This is a genomic window from Mycobacterium neumannii (genome assembly GCF_002245615.1).
In the GTDB taxonomy this organism is placed as follows: domain Bacteria; phylum Actinomycetota; class Actinomycetes; order Mycobacteriales; family Mycobacteriaceae; genus Mycobacterium; species Mycobacterium neumannii_A.
Genome location: NZ_NKCO01000012.1, coordinates 35,869 through 51,525, shown reverse-complemented (window position 1 = coordinate 51,525; position 15,657 = coordinate 35,869). Strand labels below are relative to the sequence as shown.

Sequence of the window (15,657 nt, the reverse complement as noted above, 5' to 3'; positions counted from 1 at the left end):
GGGGCACGACGTGACCAAGACGATCGCACGGGCGTTGGGCGTCGCGGCGTGTGCGCTCGGGCTGATGTTCGGTGCCGTAGGGATCGCGGCCGCCCAGGGTGATGTGAAATCCCCCGACACCCCCGAAGGGGTCTACACGGTCAAGATCGCCGGACAGGCCGAGACCACCTGGGAGATCTACCCGATCTGCGTACCGACGGTGGGCGATCTGCGCGAGCCGCTGATCCTTCCCGTCGGGTGCCGGCTCAAGGTCACACCGGCGGGTCGCGGAGGCGCCGAAGCCAACATGGTCGGCGGCGAGTGGACGTTCCAGGCCAACACCTTCGACTCGATCCGCAACTGCCCCGACGGAAGCACTGCGCTGCAGAAGGAGATCTACTCCTTCAACGGGGCTACGCTCACCGGGCGCGCCAGGATCATTCACGGTGCGGTGTGCGGGGAACAGCCCGGGATGGTCGAATTGCCGCTGACGATGACGTTCAAGAAACCGCTGGCGATTCCCGTCACGCCGTATCCACTCATCTGCGAGCCCGGCGGTCTGCGCCGCTGCTTCTAGGTGCCTGACGACCCGTCGATCGGAGGAGCGGCCGGGCGCGGGCTGGACCCCGCCGGGCGGGCCCGTCTGCCACTCCTCAACGGCAAGGCCCTCGATCTGACCGGTCCCGGCCTGACCGATCGATGGGGTGTCACGTGCACCGACCTCGGCGCGTCGGCGGTCGCGCCGAACGGAAAGCTGGTGTCGGTGTTCGGCGACACCTTCTCGGGTCTGCGGGTCGGCGAGGGGGACTGGCGATCTCCGGTCGTCCTGATCGCACGGGCGACGCCGACCACCCGATCGTCTACGAACGCGCCGGCGGCAGCGATCCCGACTACGCGCGCCAACTGTGGCACTACGAGCACGACGACGCGGGCACCGGCTGGCGTCGCGGCGGTATCAGCACGGTGATCCCGTCGGACCTGCTGACCGTCGACGGGTCGATGTATCTGCACGCGATCGTCAACCGCGGCTTCGGCAACGTCGTCTGGACCGAGATCTGGCACTCGCACGACAACGGGGTGAGCTGGGCACATCTGGGGGACAAGGCCAAGTTTCCCGCCGACCTGCACGACGGTCATGCACAGTGCTGGGCTTGGGATTACGACCCCGACGACGGCTGGGTGTACGTGGCCGCGACCGGCTTCCAGCGCGACAAGGGCATCGTGCTGATGCGGGTGCGTCCGGAGCATATCGGCGACAGGACCCGTTATCTCAGTTGGTATTACGACGGGACGCGATGGTCGTGGGGGACGAGATCGGCGACGCCGATCACGCCCGCCGGTGAGCGATGGGGCGAGCTCGCGTTGCGTCGCATCGGGCCGGGAAAGTGGGTGCTCGGCGGCTTTCTCGCGTCGGAGTACGCGCTCGGCTACCGGGTGGTGGCCTCACCTGTCGCCAACATGCACACCACGCCGGTTCAGACCCCCATCCTCGGATCGGCGTGGGAGGACGAAGACCATGTCGGCAGCCGGGTCGCCCAGCTCTACGGCGGCTACCTGTTGCCGGGGTCGCGTTTCGACATCGACGGTGGTATCGGACTGATTGTCTCGCAGTGGAATACGACGTCCGGCTGGCCGTATCGAGCGATGCAGTTCAAGACCGCGCTCAAGGACAGCACCAAGACGGTGCCGCCGCCCGATCCGATCAATTTGTAGCGTCCGATCCGTCGGGGTCGTGACGCCCCTATGGTGTTAGAGCGGGGTCGAAGGGAAGGCGAGTAGTGGCTGGGAGATCTGGGGATTCTGGCGCCAAACGTGTAGTGGTCTGGGGCACCGGATTCGTGGGGAAGATGGTGATCCCCGAGATCGTCGAACACCCCCTGTTCGAGCTGGTCGGCGTCGGTGTGAACGACCCTGACAAGGTCGGCCGCGACGTCGGTGAGATCTGCGGGCTGGACACGGAGTTGGGACTGGCCGCGACCGACGACGTCGATGCGCTGATCGCGCTGAAACCCGACGCGCTGGTGCATTACGGGCCGACAGCCAATCACGCCGACGACAACATCGCACTGATCACCCGCTTCCTGCGGGCCGGCATCGACGTCTGTTCCACCGCCATGACGCCCTGGATCTGGCCGACCATGCATCTCAACCCGCCGAACTGGATCGAACCCATCACCGAAGCCTGCGAACTCGGTGAATCGTCGTGCCTGACCACCGGCATCGACCCCGGGTTCGCCAACGATCTGTTTCCGATGACGCTGATGGGCCTGTGTTCGGAGGTGCGCAAGGTTCGTGCCTCCGAACTGCTCGACTACACCAACTACGAAGGCGACTACGACCGCGAGATGGGCATCGGCAAGCCACCCGAGTACCGTCCGCTTCTCGAGAATCCCGACATCCTGATATTCGCCTGGGGCGCAACGGTTCCGATGATTGCGCATGCCGCAGGCATCATGCTCGACGAGATCACCACCACATGGGACAAGTGGGTGACGCCGACCGAACGCAAGACCGCCAAGGGCATCATCGCCCCGGGTAACGTCGCGGCCGTGCGGTTCACGATCAACGGGGTGTACCAGGGCGAGACCCGCATCCAGCTCGAACACGTCAACCGGATCGGTAACGACGCGGCGCCCGACTGGCCGTCGGGCAACGAGAACGACGTCTACCGCGTCGACATCGAGGGCACACCCAGCATTTTCCAGGAGACCGCGTTCCGGTTCACCGACGGTTCCGGGCGCGACGCCGCCGCGGCCGGCTGCCTGGCGACCGGCCTGCGCGCGCTCAACGCGGTGCCCGCGGTCAACGACCTCTCGCCGGGCTGGGTGACGGCGTTGGATTTGCCTTTGATTCCGGGCGCAGGCACCATCCGCTGATGGCCGATGGGATAGGGCTGTCGGTTGGCGCGACCAACCTGGCGGCCGTCGTCGTGGGCAGATCGGCCCTGACCCGGTCGCCGGTGTTGACGCGGTTCCCGCATCGGCCGCCCGAGGTCGGCGTGCCCAGCGAAAACCCCAACCTCGACGAACGCGGCCTGATCCTGACCGATTTCGTCGACCGGGTCGGCGACCATGTCGGCATCGTTGCCGTCGACGGTTCGACTCACAAGGCCGAAGTCGTGCTCGCCGACGCCCTGCGGGCGATGCTTCACGCGGTCGGGGGCGGCCGAAGCCCGGGCGGCAACATCGCGGTGACGCACCCGGCGCACTGGCGGCCCGCATCCGTCGACGCGCTGCGCGGCGCGCTGGCCGCCGTTCCCGAGTTTTCGCGGCCCCGGAAGGCGCCCGTGGTCTCCGACGGGGTGGCGGCGCTGACCTCGCTGCAGGACGAACCGGGGGTGCCCAGCCGCGGCGTCATCGCGCTCTGCGACTTCGGCGGGACCGGAACGAGCGTCAGCCTGTTCGATGCCGGTAACGGTTACGCGCAGATCGGCGAGACCGTCCGCCACCACGACCTGTCCGGTGACCTGGTCGACCAGGCGCTGCTGACCCACGTCCTCGAGGATTTGTCGGCGGCCGGGGCCGTCGATCTGTCCAGCACGTCGGCGATCGGCTCTTTGTCTCGGTTGCGAGCGCAGTGCCGCGGCGCCAAGGAGCGGCTGTCCACGGCGACGTTCACCTCGCTGGTGGCCGAATTGCCCGGGCACCGCAGCGATGTGCGGCTGACCCGCACCGAACTCGACGAAGTGCTGAGCGGACCCCTCGCGGGCTTCGCGAACACCCTGCAGGAGACCCTGGAGCGCAACGGAATTCGTGAACTTGCGGCCGTCGCGTCGGTCGGCGGCGGGGCGCGGATCCCGATCGTCACCACCACGCTCTCGGAGCGGTTCCGGGCGCCGGTCATCACCTCGGCCCATCCCGAATTGGCCGCGGCCGTAGGCGCCGGATTGGCCGCCGTGCGGGGCACCGTGGAAGAGGGGATGACCGCGATGTCCGCGGCCCCCGGTGCTGCGGCTGCGGCTGCAGCCGCAGCGGCGACGGCGATGGCCCCCGAGGTCGGCTCCCCGGGCGACGAGGGGGCACCAGAGTCGGGTTCTTTCGGGGCGTTGGCCTGGTCGGACGCCGAGGAGTTGCCTGACGTCCCCGAGGGTATGGCAACGGACCCCTACGACTACGGACCGCCCGCGGGAGCCGGCGAGGTGCGGCCGCAGATGCAGTTCGGAGACGACGAGTCCTGGGACGACCTGCCGCCCCGACCGGTGCCGTGGTACCGCAATCCGGCGGTCCCGCTGGCAGGCGGTGTCCTCGTGGTGCTGGCGGCGCTGGTGGCCGCGGTGCTGTGGGTGATGTCCGGCGACGAGTCCGCACCCGATCCCGCGTCGACCACCCCACCGCCGATGACGGTCACCCCGCGGCCCACGACACCGACCACCGCCGAGCCGCCGCCACCATCGCCGGCCACCGAGGCGCCGCAGACCGTCTACCGGCCGCCTCCGCCGGTGACGCGGACGGTCACCGAACCGCCCCCGTCGCCCGAACCGCCACCTCCACCTCCGCCGTCGCCGGAGCCCCCGCCGCCGACGACGGAGCCGCCGCCGACGACCGAGCCGCCGCCGACCACCCAGCCACCGCCGTGGAGCCCGACGGCGCCGTATCCGACCATCCCAGGTCTTCCGTGGGTGCCCGCTCCGCAACTACCCGGTCAGCCGGGACCGTAGGGTAGTTCGGACGGCTGGCAAGATTTCGGCGGTACTGCCAATTATTGCCACCTATTGGTAGGGTGCCGGCATGCATACGGTCGCGGTTGTCGCGCTGCCGAACACGATCGCGTTCGACCTGGCGACGGCGGTCGAGGTGTTCGACCGCGTTCGACTGCCCTCAGGGGAGCCGGGATACCGGGTCATGGTGTGTGCGACGGCTCCGGTGGTGACCGCAGGTCCACTCGCCATCGCGAGCGACCGCGGAATCGCAGATCTGCGGCGCGCCGACACCATCGTGGTGCCCGGCTGCGACGACCTGGACACCCCGCCGCCCGATGAGCTCGTCGACGCGCTGCGATCGGCCCACCGCAGGGGAGCGCGGATCGCGTCCATCTGCACGGGCGCGTTCACGCTCGCGGAGGCGGGACTGCTCGACGGTAGGCGGGCCACCACCCATTGGGTGGCCGCCGACCTGTTCCGTGCGCGGTATCCCGATGTGCACCTCGATCCCGACGTCCTCTACGTCGACGAGGGCGACATCTTGTCGTCGGCCGGCGCGTCGGCCGGGCTCGACCTGTGTCTGCACATGGTGGCGCTCGATCACGGCAGCGCGATGGCCGCCGATGCCGCCCGCATGGCGGTCGCGCCATTGCACCGCAGCGGAGGCCAGGCCCAGTTCATCGTGCGAAACCGCCCGGCGGTCAACAGCATTGCCGAGCAGACCACGCTCGACGACCTGCTGGCATGGCTCGAACACAACGCGCACCGCGACCTCACACTGCACGACCTGGCCGCGCAAGCGGCGCTCAGTGTGCGAACCCTCAACCGTCGCTTCCAGGCCGAGACGGGGCAGACGCCAATGCAGTGGCTGACGGGCGTGCGCATCCGCCATGCGCAGCAGTTGTTGGAGAGCACCGACCACGGTGTCGAACGCATCGGCCGCGAGGTGGGCTTCACGTCCGCGGCGAACTTCCGCGAGCAGTTCCGGCGACTGACCGGTGTGTCGCCGCAGAGCTACCGCAACACGTTTCGCGATCGCATCGCCGGCTGACGGCTCAGGGGTTCCTCGGCTTCTTGGTCAATACCAGGTGTGCCATCGGGATCTGACTCTTCTCGGGGGCCGCGGCGAGCCGGGCGGCCAGGCCTGCCTCCAGGCGATCGAAGAACTGGGCCGTCCGCGGATCGGCGGCGCCGCCCTCGAGTGCGGTCGCCAGCATCGGGAACACCGCCGCCCTGGCGAACGACGCCCATTGCGCCCCGAAAGTCGTTGCGTTGCCGTCGACTTGGTACTGCTGCCAGAAGCGGTCCCCGGCGTCGAAGATCTCGAGATGTTCGATCTCGAGTTGTTCGAAGCGGCCCTTCGGGGCGAACGGCGCCAGGAAATCCTGTTCCCGTCGGCCGACGATCGGGATACCCATCCGGTGCACCTCGTCGGCCGTCAGCAAGCCGTCGGCGGCCAACTCGTCGATCGCATCGACCAGCGCGCCGAGCACCTTGCGGTACCCCACCTCACCGTTGTCGTCGACCGCCGTCGTCATCACGACGAGACGACCACCGCGGCGCAGCTCCCGACCGCGGAACGCGATGAACTCGTGCCAGTCGGTGGCGGCCTGCCTGGCGTACGCCGCGCGCACGGTCTCGTCGCGACTGTAGGCCGCATGGACATGGTCGGGAATCGGCGCGGGGACGCGGCTGAGCCAATGGATGGCCCACGAACTCCAGCCGAGGATCACGCTGCTCGACGGCATGATCTGCGAGTAGAACGACCGCCCGATCGCGGAGGCGAAGGCCGCCGAGTCCTTGCTCAGATATGTGTCCGGATCCTCGGCCAGGGTGCGGAACAGCGCGGTGAAGTCGTTATCCGGTACGTCGGTGTGCACGACCAAGGTGGGGTGATCAGTGCGGGTCCGCTTGCGCACCACCGCGATTGCCGCACAGATGGGCAGAAGCGAGTTGTGGCCGGTCGACGCGCCGTAGTCGGCGATGACGAACGGCTGCGGAGGCCTCGGGATCGGAACGGCCGCGGCCGCTTCCTCGAAGAGCTTGATGGCTCCCTGCAGGCCCGCGGCCTGCAGACGCGAACCGGCGGTGTACGACCCGCTCTCCATCGGCTCGGGCCGCACGACGATGCTGGACTCGGGCATCGCGACCTCCGTGACGTGCGGACAACAGGTTCGGTCCCATCCGACCGTAGTCCCCGTGGGCCGTCGCCGCCGACGGAGGTCGACGTATCCAGTGCAACACCGCGCCGCGCGCAGCCTGCCGTGCCAAACTCTGCCCATGAGCGGAAGGGTCGGGCCGCGCGTCGCCGTCGTCGTGTCCGTGTTGACCCTCGTGACCGCCGTCGTCGGTTTCATCGTCACCTTGGTGCTCAACACGTTCGTCCTCGACGATTTCGACGCATACGGCGAGGTGCCGATTCCGGGATCCGGAAACATCGAGTTGCCCGCGGGCGAGGTAACCGTCAGCTTCCACACCGTGACCACCGGACAACCCGCCAGTGGCTTCCCGATCCCCGCGCTCAGCATCAACATCGATGCGCCCGAGGGTGCGGCGGATCCCGAGGTGACCGAAAGTATCGGCGGGACAACCACCGTGAACAGCGACACCCACGTGCGGATCTGGGTGGTCCAGGTCGCCGAGCCCGGCACCTATCGAGTCTCGAACGACGGCAGCGTGAACGGATACATCAACCCCCGCCTGTCCTTCGGCCACGGCAGTTCGTACGGCTGGCTGGCGTGGCTGTGCGGTGGGTTGGCCGCACTGGGGGTAATCGCGCTCATCGGCGCCCTGATCTGGTCGGGCCGCGCGGCCAAGGCGGCGCGCCCGCTGGCGCCGCACGAGATCATCAACGCCGAAGCACCGCCGACGCTTCGGGCGGTCTCGACGCCCGCGTCGGCGTATCAACCCGACGACCGGGGCGCACGCCTCGAACAGCTCAAGCAGTTGGCCGCTCTTCGGGATTCGGGTGCGCTGACCGAGGCCGAGTTCGAGGCGGAGAAACGACGCATCCTGGGGGACTAGCCGCAGCCAACAGCTCAGCTGCTCGAACCGACTGGCAGCTCAACTGCTCGAGCCTGATTGGCAGCTCAGCTGCTCGAGCCTGATTGGCAGTTCAACTGCTCGAGTCTGATTGGCAGCTCAGCTGCCGCGGGCCACCCACTCGTCGTAGTTGACGAGTTCGTCGCCGATGGTCGTGGAGTCGCCGTGCCCGGTGTAGACGACCGTGTGGTCGGGCAGCTTCCCCAGCCGGCCGGAGATCGACTCGAGGATGGTGGGAAAGTCAGAGAACGACCGCCCTGTCGCCCCAGGCCCGCCCTGGAAGAGGGTGTCGCCGGAGAACACCGCGTTCAACTCGGGCGCGTGCCAGCACACCGAACCCGGCGAGTGGCCGGGCGTGTGCAAGGCGCGAAGCTCGGTCCCGGCGACCCGCAGGGTGTCGCCGTCGGCGACGGTGCGGAAGTCGCTGTCCGGGTGCGTCATTCGCCACAGCATGTCGTCGGCCGGGTGCATCAGCACCGGAGCGTCGAGCGCCTGACCCAGTTCGGGCGCCACCGTCACATGGTCGTTGTGCCCGTGAGTGCACACGACTGCGACCACATGCCGACCGCCGACCGCGTTGACGATCGGTCCCGCGTCATGGGCCGCGTCGAACACCACCACCTCGGAGTCGTCGCCGACGATCCAGATGTTGTTGTCGACTTCCCAACTGCCGCCGTCGAGTTCGAAGGTGCCGTGGGTGACCACCCGGCCGATCGGTCCGCCGTTCATGATTCTCCGTTCTTCGCGCGAGCATTCCTCACAAGATCACCACCGAGCGCAGCACCTCGGAGCCGCCGTGCATCTTGTGGAAGGCCTCTTCGACGTCGTCGATGCCGATGCGTTCGGTGACGAACTTGTCCAGCGGTAGCCGCCCCTGCAGGTACAGGCTGATCAGGGTGGGGAAGTCGCGTTCGGGCAGGCAGTCGCCGTACCACGAGGACTTCAGTGCGCCCCCGCGCGAGAAGAAGTCGATCAGCGGCATCTCCAGCGTCATGTCCGGGGTCGGAACCCCGACCAGGACAACGGTTCCCGCCAGGTCGCGCGCGTAGAACGCCTGCTTCCAGGTCTCCGGTCGCCCGACCGCGTCGATCACCACGTCGGCGCCAAAGCCGTCGGTGAGGTCGGCGATGGTCTCCACGGGGTCCAGTTCGCGGGCGTTGATGGTGTGGGTGGCGCCGAAGTCGCGTGCCCACTCGAGCTTCTTGTTGTCGGTGTCGACGGCGATGATGCGCTTGGCGCCGACCAGGGCGGCCCCGGCGATGGCGGCGTCGCCGACCCCGCCGCAGCCGATCACCGCCACGGTGTCGTCGCGGCTGACCGCGCCGGTGTTGACCGCGGCGCCCAGGCCGGCCATCACGCCGCAGCCGAGCAGGCCGGCCGCGGCGGGGTCGGCGGCCGGATCGACCTTGGTGCACTGCCCCTCGTGCACGAGGGTCTTGTCCGCGAATGCGCCGATGCCCAGCGCCGGGGTCAACTCGGTGCCGTCGGTCAGCGTCATCTTCTGCGCGGCGTTGTGGGTGTCGAAGCACAGGTGCGGGCGGCCGCGCTTGCAGGCCCGGCACTGGCCGCACACCGCGCGCCAGTTCAGGATCACGAAGTCACCGGGTTCGACGTTGGTGACGCCTTCGCCGACGGATTCGACGGTGCCGGCGGCCTCGTGGCCCAGCAGGAACGGGAATTCGTCGTTGATGCCGCCCTCCCGATACGTCAGGTCGGTGTGGCAGACCCCGCACGCGGTGACGTCGACCACCACCTCACCCGGACCCGGGTCGGGAATCACGATGTCCACGACCTCGACTGGTTCGTCCTTCTTTCGTGAGATCACTCCGCGCACCGTTTGACTCATGAGTACAACCTATCGGCTGCGGGCAACACTGGGCATATGGCTGATTCGCTTCCCGCGCTGTTCCTCTCCCACGGTGCGCCCCCGCTCGTCGATGACGAGCTGTGGGTGCGTCAGCTGGCGGCGTGGGCGGGTGAATTGCCGCGTCCGGCGGCCATCCTCGTCGTGTCGGCGCACTGGGAATCCGCACCCTTGACGATCGGCTCCACGTCGACCGAGACGCCACTGACCTACGATTTCTGGGGCTTTCCACAGCGCTACTACCGGACGACCTACGACGCCCCCGGCGCCGTCGACCTCGCCGCGCGGGTCGAGTCTCTGCTAACAGGCGACGGCCCGGTGCGCCATCACCCCGACCGCCGGCTCGACCACGGCGCCTACGTCCCGCTGACGGTGATGTACCCCGACGCCGACATCCCGGTGCTGCAGATCTCGATGCCGACCCTGGACCCCCGCGCGCTGCTGCGTCTCGGCGAGCGGTTGCGCCCGCTGCGCGACGAGGGTGTGCTGATTATCGGTTCCGGGTTCACCACCCACGGGCTGCCATTCCTCGACGATTGGACGCCGAACGCGACGCCGCCGGACTGGTCGGTGGAGTTCGACATGTGGGCGGTCGAGAGGTTCGCCGCAGGCGACGTCGACGCCTTGATCGACTTCCGGCACCGGGCGCCGGGCATGCCGTACGCGCATCCCACCATCGAGCACTGGGCGCCGCTGTTCGTCGCGCTCGGCGCCGCCGGCGATCCCTCGCAGCCGGCACGGCAGGTGATCGACGGCTACTGGATGGGGTTGGCCAAGAGATCGATCGAATTGATTTAGCCGTTGAACCGCCCGGCGCGGGACTCCGTTGTGCAATGGACATCAGTTCAACACGCCGGAGGGAAACCGCTATGACCGATATCGACCACAGCCCAGCCGCGGACACGACCGAGGATTTCGCCGCGCGGATGGTGTCCGCGATCGACAACGCCAGCCTCGTCCTGCTGTTGTCGATCGGCCACCAGACCGGGTTGTGGGACACCATGGCCGGTTCGGCCCCGGCCACCAGCGCTCAGCTGGCCGCGGCCGCGGGACTCAACGAACGCTATGTGCGGGAGTGGCTGGGCGGTGTGGTCACGGCGGGGGTGGTCGACTATGACCCCGCGACGGGCGCCTACTGGCTGCCGCAGCACCGGGGCGCAGTGCTCACCCGGGCCGCCGGCCCGGACAACGTCGCGCGGTTGGCGCAGTTCATCTCGCTGCTCGGCGAGGTCGAGCAGAAGATCATCGGCTGCTTCCGCTCCGGCGGAGGGTTGTCCTACAGCGAGTACCCGCGGTTCCACACGGTGATGGCCGAGCAGAGCGGAGAGGTGTTCGACGCCGCGCTCGTCGACGTCATCCTGCCGTTGGCAGAGGGATTGCCGCAGCTGTTGCGCGACGGGGCCGATGTCGCCGACATCGGTTGCGGCAGCGGGCACGCGATCAACGTGATGGCCCAGGCGTTCCCGGCCAGCCGGTTCACCGGAATCGACTTCAGCGACGAGGGTCTCGGCGTGGGGCGCGCCGAGGCCGCCCGGCTGGGCCTGGCCAACGCCAACTTCGTCGCAGCAGACGTCGCGGCGCTCGATATGTCCGAAAGTTACGATGTGATAACGGTTTTCGATGCCATTCATGACCAAGCCGCACCGGCGGCCGTGCTGGCGAACATCTATCGTGCACTGCGCCCGGGCGGCTGCCTGCTCATGGTCGACGTCAAGGCCTCGAGCCGGCTGGAGGACAACGTCGGCGTTCCGCTGTCCACGTATCTCTACACGGTCTCAACGATGCACTGCATGACGGTGTCGCTCGGCCTCGACGGCGCGGGGTTGGGTACCTGCTGGGGCCATCAACTCGCCGCGTCGATGCTCGCCGACGCGGGCTTCAGCGATGTCCAGGTGCGCGAGATCGAGACCGATCCGATCAACAACTACTACGTCGCGCGCAAGTAGGCTCGGCGCGATGAGCGCGCTGGATCTTATGGACGACTGGCCGGTGCCCAACGCCGCGGCCGCCGTGGTCGGACCTTCCGGGGTGGTGGCCGAGCACGGCGAGCAGCGGCAGCGATTCGAGTTGGCGTCGGTGACCAAGTCGCTGGCCGCACGAGCGGTGCAGGTCGGTGTCGAGGAGGGCGCCGTCGAACTCGACACCGAGGCGGGCCCGCCTGGGGCGACCGTGCGTCACCTGTTGGCGCACGCGTCGGGTCACTCGATGCGCTCGTCGGAGACGATGGCCGAGCCGGGGACGCGGCGCGTCTACTCGAACTACGGGTTCGGGGTGCTCGCCGAGACGCTCGAGAAGGCGACGGGCATCGCGTTCGACCGGTATCTGACCGAGGCGGTGTTCGAACCGCTGGGCATGACCGACAGCGTGCTCGACGGCGGTGCGGCAGCCGCGGGGTACGGCGCGACGTCGACGGTCGCCGATCTGGCGGCCTTCGCCGCGGACTTGCTGCGGCCGGCGACGGTCTCCGCGCCACTGCATGGCGAGGCGATCTCGGTGCAGTTTCCTGGCCTGGATGGGGTGCTGCCGGGGTTCGGTGTGCAGCGGCCCAACGACTGGGGGCTGGGCTTCGAGATCCGCGGCGGCAAGTCGCCGCATTGGACGGGCGAGGCGAACTCCGAGCGCACGTTCGGGCATTTTGGCCAGTCAGGGACGTTTTTGTGGGTCGATCCGGACGCCGATCTGGCGCTCGTCGTGCTCACCGACCGCAATTTCGGCGAGTGGGCGTACAAGCTGTGGCGGGCCTTGTCTGACGAAGTCCTGAGAGAATTTGCCGCAGACTAGCGCAACAGGCGCCTCACAAGGCACAATAGACACGCACGACACAGCTGTAATTTTTCGGTTTCAGAGGCCGCTTGGGGAAGACGTCCCTCGTGGAGCCGAAGGAGTGGCAAATGCGTGCGTCGAACCAGTTCGCCGAAGCGACGACGGGCGTGGTCTACATCCACGCGTCACCCGCTGCGGTGTGCCCGCATGTCGAGTGGGCGTTGTCGTCGACCCTTCAGTCGAGGGCGAACCTCAAGTGGACCCCGCAACCGGCTATGCCGGGACAGTTGCGTGCCGTCACCAACTGGGTCGGCCCGGTCGGGACGGGTGGCGCGTTGGCCAGTGCGCTGCGCTCGTGGTCGGTGCTGCGCTTCGAGGTGACCGAGGACCCCAGCCCCGGGGTCGACGGCCATCGCTGGTGCCACACGCCGCAGCTCGGACTGTGGAGCGGGTCGATGAGCGCCAACGGCGATGTGATCGTCGGCGAGATGCGGCTGCGGGCGATGATGGCCGCCGGCGCCGACACGCTGGCCGCCGAACTGGACTCCGTGCTGGGCACGGCATGGGACGAGGCCCTGGAGCCGTACCGCGACGGTGGTGCGGGCGCGGAGGTCAGTTGGCTCAGCCGCGGAGTCGGGTAGCCGACGACATCAGGCAGGGAGTCGGGTAGCCGACGACATCAGGCAGGGAGTCGGGTAGCCGACGACATCAGGCAGGGAGTCGGGTAGCCGACGACATCAGGCAGGGAGTCGGGTAGCCGACGACATCAGGCAGGGAGTCGGGTAGCCGACGACGCCGATTGTGCATCCGGCGACGCTTTTCGCCGGTTTTCCGTCGTAGTTTTCACTTTCGGCGCGGCGTCAGGATCTTGAGCGCGCTGGGCACCGCCGACACCTCGACCGGTAACGGGCACATGTACTCGCCGTCGGCGTAGGCGTTGATGCCGGGGGAGTCCACAGTGATCGTCTTGGCCCGTGCGGTGCTGACCTCGTCGAGGTCGACGTGGGTGCCCTTGAACACGGTGGGGAACAACCGGATCAGCCGGCTGCGCGACGCCGAGGCCACCATCGTGACGTCGAGCAGGCCGTCGGTCGGGTCGGCGCCGGGGCAGATCCGCATGCCGCCGCCGTAACTGCGGGTGTTACCGAATGCGGCGAGCGTCAACTCCGTTGTCACCTCCTCGCCGTCGAACGACATCCGAAACGGCAGCAGTCGCAGCTTCGACAGTTCGGCGATCATCGCGAGGTTGTATCGCATACGGCCGTGGGGCCAGCGCATCCGGTTGGTCCGGTCGGTCACCAGCGAGTCGAAACCCGCGGCCATCACGGTGCCGAACCACTTGTCGGTGCCGTCGGCCCCGCGGATCCGTCCGAGGTCGATGGACCTGGCGACCCCGCCGGTCAGGCCGTCGACAACGACGTCGGCGGCGGCTTCGGGATCGCGGGTGGGAATGTCGAATTCGCGTGCGTGGTCGTTGCCGGTGCCCGCCGGGATGATGCCCAACGGGATGTCGGTCTGCGCAAGAACTTGCAGCGCAAGGGAAATGATGCCGTCGCCACCGACGACGACGAGCGCGTCCATCCCGCGTTCAAGCGCGCCCTCGACGAGTTTGCGTGCATGCTCGGCGCTGGTGCCCGCGATCGCGACGACGTCCATGCCGCGCCGATGGAATTGCGCGACAGCGCGTTCGGCCGCGTGTGGTGCGCTGCCGTGCCCCGACGCGGGGTTCGTCAGCATCGTGACGCGACCGTCGATCGTCATGGGATCAACTTGCCCGGGTTGAGGATTCCTACCGGGTCGAGCGTGTCCTTGACCGCGCGCAGGATCGCGACGCCGAGATCGCCGACCTCGTCCCGCATCCACGGCCGGTGGTCGGCGCCGACGGCGTGGTGGTGGGTGATGGTGGCCCCGGTGCGCATCATTGCCTCCGACGCCGCGGCTTTCGCCTTGCGCCACTGCTCGATCGGGTTGCCGCGTTGGCCGGCGACGACCGTGAAGTACAGCGACGCGCCGGTGGGATACACATGCGAAATGTGGCACAGCACCAGCGATGGCGTGCCGGTTTCGGTCAGCGCGTTCGTCAGCGCCTCGGTGACGGCGGCCTTGAGCGCAGGCACGTTCGACCAGTTCGTCGCCGTTTCGAGCGTCTCGCACAGCGCGCCTGCTGAGAGCAGCGAGTCACGCAGATACGGCGCGTTGAACCGGCCGTGCTCCCATGCGCGTGCGGGTTCTTCACCCAGCGAGGTGCCGCCCGCGGCCTCGAGCACCGCGCGCGTCTCAGAATGTCTGCTGGCGACATGGGCTTCGGTGCCCTCGAACATCGTGATCGCCAGGCAGCCTCCGGTGATCTGCTTTTCGCCGATGCTGTCGGTGGTCGCCAGGTTCACTCCGGTCTCGGCCTCGTCGGACAGCCGGATCACCGTCGGTCCTGTCCCGGTCTGCACGACGGTGCGCAGCGCGTCGGCACCCGTGGCGAAGTCGGGGAACGACCACGCCTCGTAGCGGGTGGCTGTCGGGACCGGATGCACCCGTACCCGCACGCGGGTGATGACCCCGAGCACGCCCTCCGATCCGATCAGCAGTTGTCGCAGGTCAGGTCCGGCCGCCGACTCCGGTGCGCGGCCGAGGTCCAACACGCCGACCGGTGTAACCGCGCGCAGACCGCGCACCATGTCGTTGAACCGGCCGTAGCCCGCCGAGTCCTGGCCCGACGACCGCGTCGCGGCGAACCCGCCGATGGTCGCGAACTGGAAACTCTGCGGGAAGTGACCGAGCGAGAAGCCGCGCGCGCCCAGCAGGCGTTCGGCGTCCGGTCCGGTCACTCCTGCGCCGAGTTCGGCTTCTCCGGACACCTCGTCGAGGAAGTGCAGTTCGTCGAATCGGCGCAGGTCCAGGGAGATCGCCGCGCGGAAGTCGCCGCGGATCGGATCCAGGCCGCCGACGACGCTGGTGCCGCCGCCGAATGGGACGACGGCGATGCGACGCTCTCCGCACAGGTGCAGGATCGCGGCAATCTCCTCTTCGGTGCCCGGCAGCACCACCGAGTCCGGCGCGTCCTGCTCACCGGGATCGCGGCGACGCAGCAGGTCCAGCGTCGACTTGCCGCCGGCACGGAGCAGACGGCCCTGATCGTCGACGCGGCAGTAGTCCCGTCCGACGATGCCGGTGAGTGCGTCGCGGTCCTCGTCGGTCAGCGCCGACGGGCGCAGTCGCACCTGTTCGGGTTCGAGTTCTTGGGTGGTCGACGTCTCTACGCCGAGCGCCTGTTCGAGCAGCGTCCGGATGCCGTCTGACAACGGTTTCGCCTCGGCGGGGTCACCCCAGGCGTTCCACTTCATCGGGGGCAGGAGAGCGGTCGAGTGAGCATCCG

General features: G+C 68.4%; 14 protein-coding genes and 1 pseudogene. 10 read left to right on the top strand and 5 right to left on the bottom strand.

The window, feature by feature from the left end:
* Positions 1–10: 10 nt before the first annotated feature.
* The 5 genes and pseudogenes from CEX88_RS15440 to CEX88_RS15420 all read left to right on the top strand — a co-directional run bounded on the left by CEX88_RS15440 (position 11) and on the right by CEX88_RS15420 (position 5,669).
* On the top strand, positions 11–556 hold the full coding sequence (locus CEX88_RS15440; RefSeq protein ID WP_202931512.1) for a hypothetical protein: 546 nt from the start codon (positions 11–13) through the stop codon (positions 554–556).
* A pseudogene (locus tag CEX88_RS15435) lies at positions 557–1,692 on the top strand (DUF4185 domain-containing protein).
* A gap of 134 nt (positions 1,693–1,826) precedes the next feature.
* Entirely contained in the window at positions 1,827–2,855 is a 1,029-nt protein-coding gene (locus tag CEX88_RS15430; RefSeq protein WP_094294209.1) for a dihydrodipicolinate reductase, read from the top strand.
* Positions 2,855–4,636, top strand: a complete 1,782-nt coding sequence (locus tag CEX88_RS15425; protein ID WP_094294135.1) for an Hsp70 family protein — start codon at positions 2,855–2,857, stop codon at positions 4,634–4,636. Before CEX88_RS15430 ends, CEX88_RS15425 begins: the two co-directional genes overlap by 1 nt.
* Positions 4,637–4,706: 70 nt before the next feature.
* Positions 4,707–5,669, top strand: a complete 963-nt coding sequence (locus tag CEX88_RS15420; RefSeq protein ID WP_094294134.1) for a GlxA family transcriptional regulator — start codon at positions 4,707–4,709, stop codon at positions 5,667–5,669.
* A gap of 4 nt (positions 5,670–5,673) precedes the next feature.
* On the opposite strand, the gene CEX88_RS15415 is transcribed toward CEX88_RS15420, so the two are convergent.
* Positions 5,674–6,762 carry a class I SAM-dependent methyltransferase gene (locus tag CEX88_RS15415; RefSeq protein WP_094294133.1) on the bottom strand — a complete coding sequence of 363 codons (1,089 nt, stop codon included), beginning with the start codon at positions 6,760–6,762 and terminating at the stop codon, positions 5,674–5,676.
* 136 nt (positions 6,763–6,898) lie between these two features.
* Here CEX88_RS15415 and CEX88_RS15410 point away from each other — a divergent pair, with 136 nt between their 5' ends.
* On the top strand, positions 6,899–7,642 hold the full coding sequence (locus CEX88_RS15410; protein WP_094294208.1) for an SHOCT domain-containing protein: 744 nt from the start codon (positions 6,899–6,901) through the stop codon (positions 7,640–7,642).
* Positions 7,643–7,759: 117 nt separating this feature from the next.
* Here CEX88_RS15410 and CEX88_RS15405 read toward each other — a convergent pair whose 3' ends face one another.
* Both CEX88_RS15405 and CEX88_RS15400 read right to left on the bottom strand, forming a co-directional pair.
* Positions 7,760–8,389, bottom strand: coding sequence for an MBL fold metallo-hydrolase (locus tag CEX88_RS15405; RefSeq protein ID WP_064418369.1), 630 nt, complete (start codon positions 8,387–8,389; stop codon positions 7,760–7,762).
* 28 nt (positions 8,390–8,417) lie between these two features.
* Complete coding sequence (locus tag CEX88_RS15400) at positions 8,418–9,506, bottom strand: S-(hydroxymethyl)mycothiol dehydrogenase (RefSeq protein WP_066841741.1); 1,089 nt, start codon at positions 9,504–9,506, stop codon at positions 8,418–8,420.
* 36 nt (positions 9,507–9,542) lie between these two features.
* Here CEX88_RS15400 and CEX88_RS15395 point away from each other — a divergent pair, with 36 nt between their 5' ends.
* The 4 genes from CEX88_RS15395 to CEX88_RS15380 all read left to right on the top strand — a co-directional run bounded on the left by CEX88_RS15395 (position 9,543) and on the right by CEX88_RS15380 (position 12,928).
* On the top strand, positions 9,543–10,322 hold the full coding sequence (locus tag CEX88_RS15395) for a dioxygenase family protein (protein WP_094294132.1): 780 nt from the start codon (positions 9,543–9,545) through the stop codon (positions 10,320–10,322).
* 71 nt (positions 10,323–10,393) lie between these two features.
* The gene (locus CEX88_RS15390) at positions 10,394–11,470 is read left to right on the top strand and encodes a class I SAM-dependent methyltransferase (protein ID WP_094294131.1); all 1,077 of its coding nucleotides are present in this window, start codon (positions 10,394–10,396) and stop codon (positions 11,468–11,470) included.
* Between the two features lie 10 nt (positions 11,471–11,480).
* Complete coding sequence (locus CEX88_RS15385) at positions 11,481–12,305, top strand: serine hydrolase domain-containing protein (RefSeq protein ID WP_094294130.1); 825 nt, start codon at positions 11,481–11,483, stop codon at positions 12,303–12,305.
* A 110-nt stretch (positions 12,306–12,415) separates the two neighbouring features.
* Positions 12,416–12,928: a DUF3145 domain-containing protein gene (locus CEX88_RS15380; RefSeq protein WP_066841821.1), complete on the top strand. Its 513-nt coding sequence runs from the start codon at positions 12,416–12,418 to the stop codon at positions 12,926–12,928.
* A 202-nt stretch (positions 12,929–13,130) separates the two neighbouring features.
* On the opposite strand, the gene CEX88_RS15375 is transcribed toward CEX88_RS15380, so the two are convergent.
* Positions 13,131–14,048 carry a diacylglycerol kinase gene (locus CEX88_RS15375; RefSeq protein ID WP_094294129.1) on the bottom strand — a complete coding sequence of 306 codons (918 nt, stop codon included), beginning with the start codon at positions 14,046–14,048 and terminating at the stop codon, positions 13,131–13,133.
* On the bottom strand, positions 14,045–15,625 hold the full coding sequence (locus CEX88_RS15370) for an FAD-binding oxidoreductase (protein WP_094294128.1): 1,581 nt from the start codon (positions 15,623–15,625) through the stop codon (positions 14,045–14,047). Before CEX88_RS15370 ends, CEX88_RS15375 begins: the two co-directional genes overlap by 4 nt.
* Positions 15,626–15,657: the final 32 nt, after the last annotated feature.

What these genes read in the sequence shown, in the direction of transcription:
- CEX88_RS15430 (WP_094294209.1), top strand. Translation starts at nt 1,827, where the DNA reads ATGGTGATCCCCGAGATCGTCGAACACCCCCTGTTCGAGCTGGTCGGC.
- CEX88_RS15425 (WP_094294135.1), top strand. Translation starts at nt 2,855, where the DNA reads ATGGCCGATGGGATAGGGCTGTCGGTTGGCGCGACCAACCTGGCGGCC.
- CEX88_RS15420 (WP_094294134.1), top strand. Translation starts at nt 4,707, where the DNA reads ATGCATACGGTCGCGGTTGTCGCGCTGCCGAACACGATCGCGTTCGAC.
- CEX88_RS15415 (WP_094294133.1), bottom strand. Translation starts at nt 6,762, where the DNA reads ATGCCCGAGTCCAGCATCGTCGTGCGGCCCGAGCCGATGGAGAGCGGG.
- CEX88_RS15410 (WP_094294208.1), top strand. Translation starts at nt 6,899, where the DNA reads ATGAGCGGAAGGGTCGGGCCGCGCGTCGCCGTCGTCGTGTCCGTGTTG.
- CEX88_RS15405 (WP_064418369.1), bottom strand. Translation starts at nt 8,389, where the DNA reads ATGAACGGCGGACCGATCGGCCGGGTGGTCACCCACGGCACCTTCGAA.
- CEX88_RS15400 (WP_066841741.1), bottom strand. Translation starts at nt 9,506, where the DNA reads ATGAGTCAAACGGTGCGCGGAGTGATCTCACGAAAGAAGGACGAACCA.
- CEX88_RS15395 (WP_094294132.1), top strand. Translation starts at nt 9,543, where the DNA reads ATGGCTGATTCGCTTCCCGCGCTGTTCCTCTCCCACGGTGCGCCCCCG.
- CEX88_RS15390 (WP_094294131.1), top strand. Translation starts at nt 10,394, where the DNA reads ATGACCGATATCGACCACAGCCCAGCCGCGGACACGACCGAGGATTTC.
- CEX88_RS15385 (WP_094294130.1), top strand. Translation starts at nt 11,481, where the DNA reads ATGAGCGCGCTGGATCTTATGGACGACTGGCCGGTGCCCAACGCCGCG.
- CEX88_RS15380 (WP_066841821.1), top strand. Translation starts at nt 12,416, where the DNA reads ATGCGTGCGTCGAACCAGTTCGCCGAAGCGACGACGGGCGTGGTCTAC.
- CEX88_RS15375 (WP_094294129.1), bottom strand. Translation starts at nt 14,048, where the DNA reads ATGACGATCGACGGTCGCGTCACGATGCTGACGAACCCCGCGTCGGGG.
- CEX88_RS15370 (WP_094294128.1), bottom strand. Translation starts at nt 15,625, where the DNA reads ATGAAGTGGAACGCCTGGGGTGACCCCGCCGAGGCGAAACCGTTGTCA.